Raw genomic sequence first — 6,740 nt, 5'->3', positions numbered from 1 at the left:
CCGCCCGATCACCACCGCGATCTGCGGAAACGACAACCCCTGCCCGAACAACACCTCAATCTGCGCCCGCTCCCCGGACGACAACCGTCTCCCCGACATGAACCAACATCCTCACGAAGATCCACCCCGTTGCAACAACCCCTTTGAACCCAAGCGCACCGGAAACCGCGATGTCGGGGAACTGGAGTCGATCAACGCGGACTCCGCCGGCGGAGTGGGCGCCGGTCAGCCCTTGACCGCGCCGGCCACCAACCCGGAGACCATCCGCCGCTGCACCAGCAGGAAGAACACGATCACCGGCAGGGTGAAGAGGGTGGACGCCGCCATCACCGGCCCCCAGGCGGTGTCGTCCCGACCGAAGAAGAAGGTCATCGCCACCGGCAGGGTGTAGCGGTCCTGGTCGTTGATGAACGTGAGCGCGAAGATCAGCTCGTTCCAGGCCGTGATGAACGAGAAGATGCTGGTGGCGACCAGCCCCGGGGCGACCAGCGGGAAGAGGATCCGCCGGAAGATCTGGGTCCGGCTGGCCCCGTCGATAGCCGCCGCCTCCTCCAGTTCCTTCGGCACGGCGGCGACGAAGCCGCGCAGCATCCACACCGCGAACGGCAGTGAGAACCCCAGGTAGGTCAGGACCAGGCTGAGCAGGTTGTTGTAGAGCCCGAGCCGCTGGATCATCAGGAACAGCGGGATGACCAGGGCCTCCAGCGGAATCATCTGCACCACCAGCAGCATGATCAGGATGCTGGTGCGCAGCCGGAACCGGAACCGGGCCACCGCGGTGGCGGCCAGCAGCGCGACCAGGCCGCTGAGCAGCACGGTCGCGACCGCGACCAGGGCGCTGTTGAGGAAGAAGTCGGCGAAGGTCACCCCGGGGATGAGGTTGCCGGTCAGGATCTCCCGGTAGTGCTCCAGCGTGGGGTGGGTGGGCACCGGTTGCGGAGTGGTCGAGAAGATCTCCCGGCTGGGCTTCAGCGACGTGGCGATCATCCAGTAGACCGGGAAGGCCGCGAAGAGCGCCACCAGCAGCCCGGCGCCGTTGAGCGCGACCTTCTTCACGACTCGTCCTCCTGCTTGAGCACCATCCGCACGTAGAGGCCGGTCACCACGAGCAGGATCAGGGTGAGGATCACCGCGATGGCCGCGCCGAGGCCGTACTTCGGCGGCGGCGAGAACGCCTCGGCGTACGAGTAGATCGAGAGCATGAACGTCGGCCGGTCCTGGGTGCCGCCGGCCAGCACGAACTGCTGGGTGAAGACCTTGAAGTCCCAGATGGTGGAGAGCACGATCAGGATCCCGAAGACCGGGCGCAGCAGCGGGAAGGTGATCCGCCAGAACACCCGCCACGGCCCGGCGCCGTCCACCCGGGCGGCCTCGTGCAGCTCGCTCGGCACGCTCTTCAGCCCGGCCAGCACGCTGACCGCGATGAACGGGAACGAGTGCCAGACCACCACCAGCGTCAGGATCGAGAAGAAGAGCAGCGGCGAGTTGAACCAGCCGTAGCCGGTCCAGTCACTGCGGCCGAAGAGGCCCTGCGACAGGCCGTCCGGCAGCGCGTTGAACAGCCAGGTGACCAGGCCGCTGGTGTCGTCGAAGATCCACTTCCAGACGATGGTGCCGGTCAGCGCCGGCGTCGCCCACGCCAGCATCACGCAGCTCGCCACGAAGGTGGCCATCTTGCGGCCCAACCGGTTGAGCAGCAGCCCGACCAGGGTGCCCAGGATCATCGTGAGCGCCACGTTGGCCACCGCGAAGAGCACGGTGTTGCGCAGCACCGTCCGGAAGAACGGATCGCTGAGGATCTGGGTGTAGTTGCCCAGCCCGACCCACGGCCACTCCCGGTCGCCCCGCAGCTGGCGGACGTTGTTGAGCCGGTGGAACGACATCACCACCACCTGGCCGAGCGGCCAGAGCAGCAGCACGCCGATGATGGCCAGACAGGGCAGGAGCAGCGCGTACGGCAGCAGGTTGTCGACCCGTCGACGCCGCCGCGCGGGGGTCTCCCGCGCGGCCGACGTCTCCGGTGCCTCGGTCAGCGTGGTCACTTGGCGTTGAGGATGCTTTCCATCTCCGCGGCCGCGTCGGCGGTGGCCTTCTCGACCGTCTTCTGACCCTTCATGACCGAGCTGTTCATCGCCTGGGTCACCGTCTTGGTACGGCTGACCTCCACCCACTTCGGGGTGAGCGGCGTGACCTTGGTGTTCTGCATCGTGGTCGCGAACGCCGACATGATCTTGTCATTGGTGTACTTCTCGCCGCCGACCAGGTCCTGGTAGACCGGGAAGAAGCCGAGGCTGTCGGCGAAGGTCTGCGCGTTCTTCTTGTTCAGCAGCACGGTCAGGTAGTCCCAGGCGAGATCCTGCCGCTCGCTGTCCTTCCAGAGGGCGATGTCGGAGCCGCCGGCGAAACCGGGCGCCGCCTTGCCGTCCGGGCCCGGGATCGGGAAGGTGCCCCACACCTTCTCGATGTCGGGGTTGTCCTTCTTGATCGCGCCCTGCTGCCAGCTGCCGGCGAACGCCATCGCCGCCTTGCCGGTGGCGAACTGGGTCCGCGCGTCGATCTCGTTCCACCCGGCGGCGGCCGGCGGGGCGACCTTGTGCACGGTCACCAGGTCGGTCCAGAACTTGACCGCCTTCTGGGCCTCCGGGGTGGTGTAGCCGGACTTCCAGCTGCCGCCCTGGTCGGTGGCGATCTCGCCGCCGGCGCCCCAGAGGAAGGAGTAGAAGGGCAGCTCGGAGTTGCCGGGCAGGGCGATGCCGTAGGTGTTCGGCTTCTTGGCCTGCACGGTCTTGGCCACGGTCACCAGCTCGTCCCAGGTGGTCGGCGGCTTGACGCCGGCCTCGGCGAACCAGTCGGTGCGGTAGTAGATCGCCCGCACGCCCGCGTACCAGGGCACGCCGTACTGCTTGCCGTCGAGCTGCGCGTTGCGCACCAGGTCGGGCAGGATGTCCTTGCCGTCGGCCCAGCCGCCCATCCGACCGCTCAGGTCGGCCAGCGCCTCCTGCGCCGCCCAGCCCTGGGTCTCAGTGTTGCCCAGCTCGGTGACGTCCGGCCCCTCACCGCCGGCGAGGGCGGCCTGGAACTTCTTCGGCGCCTCCAGCCACGGGATGTACTGCACCACCACGTCGGTGTCCGGGTGCTTCTGCCGGAACTCGGTCTCGACGGTGTCGAGGAAGCTGGTCTGGGCGTCGCTGCCCTCGCCCATCATCCAGACCGTCAGCTTGCTCGTGTCGGCCGCGCCGTCGTCGCTCGAGCCGCCACAGCCGGCCAGCGCCATCGCGGCCGAGGCCACCACGGCGGTGACCGGGGCCAGCCGCTTCCACCTGTTCACGCCACATCTCCCCTCGCGCCGCCTGGCACTAACCTTCTCCGCCGCACCTTAGTAGGAAAAAATCCTTTACGACAGTGGGGCGGTCGGCGGAAGCGACGCGACCGTACCGCAGGCCGGGCCGAAGGGGCAGGGGTGGCACCGGGGCGAATCTGGGCGTACCACGACGAAGGGGCGCCCGGCCGACGGCCGGGCGCCCCTTCGTGGGTCGATCTACGAATTACCGGTAGTTGACGCTGCGCCGCCGGCCGACGCCGGCGACCAGGGCCACCGCGATGGCGGCCACCACGACCTGCACCAGCAGCTCGGCCCAGTCGACCCCGGCGGTCTCGGTCGCGATGCCCAGCGCGCGGGCCAGCACCGTACCGAGCAGCGCGGCGCCCACACCGATCAGCATGTGCAGCCACATCGGCATGTTCTGCCGGCCCGGAACGACCAGACGGCCCAGCGCTCCGACGATCAGACCAACGATGAGCGCAGTGACGATGCCCCAAACGGTCAGCTCCACGATCGCCCTCCTCAAAGGAAACGTCTCACACGTTTTGTGTGCTTACTGTCGTGACCACAAAGTTCCCGGTCGCCTGAGAAACCAAACCGACTTTCCGGGACAGTGGCCGCCGGACGCTCCGGTATTGGCACGTTCTCCCCGCGCTGGCGGCGCTCAACTTCTACTGGCGACACTCGGCCGCGGCTGCCCGCGTTCGACTCTTACTGGCCGCGTCCCGCCCGGCGCGGGCCGCGGCGCGCGGCGCACGCGGACGGGCGCCCGACCTCTGGGAGGTCGGACGCCCGTCGAAGAGTGCCCTTGCCACCGGTCGCCGGCCGGTCCGCCGACGTCACCGGGTCATGCCGTGGCCGTTACCGCGTGACGCGGCGGCGGCGGCCGACGCCGGCCACCAGGGCCACCGCGATGGCGGCCAGCACGATCTGGACCAGCAGCTCGCCCCAGTCGATCCCGGCGGTCTCGGTGGCGATGCCCACCGCCCGCGCCAGCACCGTACCGAGCAGCGCGGCACCCACGCCGATCAGCATGTGCAACCAGATCGGCATGTCCTGCCGGCCCGGGACGACCAGACGGCCCAGCGCCCCGATGATCAGACCAACGATGAGCGCGGTGATGATGCCCCACACGGTCAGCTCCACGGTCGCCCTCCTTCAAGAATGAGTCACACGGTGTGTGCTTCCTGTCGTGGCCGCTAAGTTCCCGGGCCGCCGAAACGCCAAACCGGTTCACCGCGGACACCATTCGGCAGGAGTCGATACGATCCGCCGCGCCGGCACCCGCCGGAGCACCGTCCACGCAGGTCGGAGGCGGTGTCGCTGGGCCGACGGCCCGAGCCCGGGCAGCGAAAATTTCCGCCGCCACCGGACCCGGAGACGCGGACGGCCGGCGCCCCGGGCCCGGGTGGGCGGGACCTGGCGGTCCCGGCCTCGGGTGGAGCGCCGGCCGTCGTACGTCGTCGACGCCGGAGAGGTAAGCGGCTACTTCTTGCCGGGCGCCTTGCCGTCACCGCTGTCGGAGGAGAGCGCGGCGATGAAGGCCTCCTGCGGAACCTCCACCCGGCCGACCATCTTCATCCGCTTCTTGCCCTCCTTCTGCTTCTCCAGCAGCTTGCGCTTTCGGCTGATGTCACCGCCGTAGCACTTGGCGAGCACGTCCTTGCGGATCGCCCGGATGGTCTCCCGGGCGATCACCCGGCTGCCGATCGCCGCCTGGATCGGCACCTCGAACTGCTGCCGGGGAATGAGGTTGCGCAGCTTCGCGGCGATGGTGACGCCGTAGTTGTACGCCTTGTCCTTGTGCACGATGGCGCTGAACGCGTCCACCGGCTCACCGTGCAGCAGGATGTCCACCTTGACCAGATCGGACGCCTGCTCACCGGAGGGCTCGTAGTCCAGCGAGGCGTAGCCCTTGGTACGGCTCTTGAGCTGGTCGAAGAAGTCGTAGATGATCTCGGCCAGCGGCAGCGTGTAGCGCAGCTCCACCCGGTCGGCGGAGAGGTAGTCCATGCCGAGCAGGTTGCCGCGCCGCCCCTGGCAGAGCTCCATCACCGCGCCCACGTAGTCGTTCGGGGTCAGCACGGTCGCCCGCACGGTCGGCTCGTACACCTCGGCGATCTTGCCCGTGGGGTACTCACTCGGGTTGGTGACTACGATCTCCTGGCCGTCCTCGGTGATGGCCCGGTAGACCACGTTCGGCGCGGTGGAGATCAGGTCGAGGTTGTACTCCCGCTCCAGCCGCTCCCGGATGATCTCCAGGTGCAGCAGGCCGAGGAAGCCGCAGCGGAACCCGAAGCCGAGCGCACCCGACGTCTCCGGCTCGTAGTCGAGCGCGGCGTCGTTGAGCTTGAGCTTGTCCAGCGCCTCGCGCAGGTTGGGGTAGTCGGACCCGTCAATCGGGTAGAGGCCGGAGTAGACCATCGGCTTCGGGTCCTTGTAGCCGCCGAGCGCCTGGGTGGCCGGCCGGCTGTTGATGGTGACCGTGTCGCCGACCCGGGACTGCCGGACGTCCTTCACCCCGGTGATCAGGTAGCCCACCTCGCCGACCCCGAGGGCGTCGGCCTTCACCATCTCGGGCGAGATGACGCCGATCTCCAGCAGTTCGTGCACCGCGGCGGTGGACATCATCTTGATCCGGTCGCGGGCGCTGATCCGCCCGTCGATCACCCGGACATAGGTGACCACGCCCCGGTAGACGTCGTAGACCGAGTCGAAGATCATCGCCCGGGCGGGCGCCTCGGAGTCGCCGACCGGCGGCTTGAACTGTCGGACGATCTCGTCGAGCAGGTAGGGAACTCCCTCGCCGGTCTTGCCGGAGACCTTGATGCAGTCGGCCGGGTCGCCGCCGATCAGGTGGGCCAGCTCCTCGGCGTACTTCTCCGGCTGGGCGGCCGGCAGGTCGATCTTGTTGAGCACCGGGATGACGTGCAGGTCGTTCTCGAGCGCGAGGTAGAGGTTTGCCAGCGTCTGCGCCTCGATGCCCTGGGCGGCGTCGACCAGCAGGATCGCGCCCTCACAGGCGGCCAGCGAGCGGGAGACCTCGTAGGTGAAGTCGACGTGACCGGGGGTGTCGATCATGTTGAGCACGGCCTGCTCGCCGGCCCGGTCGCCCTCCCGCACGGTCCACGGCATCCGGACGGCCTGGCTCTTGATGGTGATGCCGCGCTCGCGCTCGATGTCCATCCGGTCGAGGTACTGGGCACGCATCTGCCGGGGGTCGACCACGCCGGTGAGCTGCAGCATCCGGTCGGCCAGGGTCGACTTCCCGTGGTCGATGTGGGCGATGATGCAGAAGTTCCTGATCCGCGCCGGGTCGGTGGCACCAGGAGCGTTCGCGCCGGAATCGAGCGTCGGTGGCACAGCTGTCCGTTCTGGTCGGCTGACGTGAGCGGGCCGGCGTGACGCCGGCCCCCTC

Annotated in this window: 7 protein-coding genes; all 7 read right to left on the bottom strand. The window is 68.6% G+C overall.

Annotated features, from left to right (window positions below):
* Positions 1–99, bottom strand: a 99-nt coding sequence (locus ACIBBA_RS32545) for a helix-turn-helix domain-containing protein (protein ID WP_396702587.1), incomplete at its 3' end; no start/stop codon positions are given.
* 126 nt (positions 100–225) lie between these two features.
* Entirely contained in the window at positions 226–1,056 is an 831-nt protein-coding gene (locus ACIBBA_RS32540) for a carbohydrate ABC transporter permease (protein ID WP_350873992.1), read from the bottom strand.
* A complete protein-coding gene (locus ACIBBA_RS32535) occupies positions 1,053–2,042 on the bottom strand; it encodes a carbohydrate ABC transporter permease (RefSeq protein WP_396702579.1) in 990 nt (329 codons plus the stop codon). The genes ACIBBA_RS32540 and ACIBBA_RS32535 overlap by 4 nt, the downstream gene beginning before the upstream one ends.
* The gene (locus ACIBBA_RS32530) at positions 2,039–3,328 is read right to left on the bottom strand and encodes a sugar ABC transporter substrate-binding protein (protein WP_350873990.1); all 1,290 of its coding nucleotides are present in this window, start codon (positions 3,326–3,328) and stop codon (positions 2,039–2,041) included. Before ACIBBA_RS32530 ends, ACIBBA_RS32535 begins: the two co-directional genes overlap by 4 nt.
* A 217-nt stretch (positions 3,329–3,545) precedes the next feature.
* Positions 3,546–3,833 carry a GlsB/YeaQ/YmgE family stress response membrane protein gene (locus ACIBBA_RS32525; RefSeq protein WP_396702577.1) on the bottom strand — a complete coding sequence of 96 codons (288 nt, stop codon included), beginning with the start codon at positions 3,831–3,833 and terminating at the stop codon, positions 3,546–3,548.
* A 350-nt stretch (positions 3,834–4,183) separates the two neighbouring features.
* Entirely contained in the window at positions 4,184–4,468 is a 285-nt protein-coding gene (locus tag ACIBBA_RS32520; protein WP_396702575.1) for a GlsB/YeaQ/YmgE family stress response membrane protein, read from the bottom strand.
* 339 nt (positions 4,469–4,807) lie between these two features.
* A complete protein-coding gene (gene lepA / locus ACIBBA_RS32515) occupies positions 4,808–6,685 on the bottom strand; it encodes a translation elongation factor 4 (protein ID WP_396702573.1) in 1,878 nt (625 codons plus the stop codon).
* Between the last annotated feature and the right edge of the window lie 55 nt (positions 6,686–6,740).

The sequence above is a fragment of the Micromonospora sp. NPDC051006 genome (assembly GCF_044456245.1).
Classification (GTDB): domain Bacteria; phylum Actinomycetota; class Actinomycetes; order Mycobacteriales; family Micromonosporaceae; genus Micromonospora.
The sequence above is the reverse complement of the archived record's forward strand: the minus strand, read 5'-3'. Positions and strand labels throughout refer to the sequence as shown.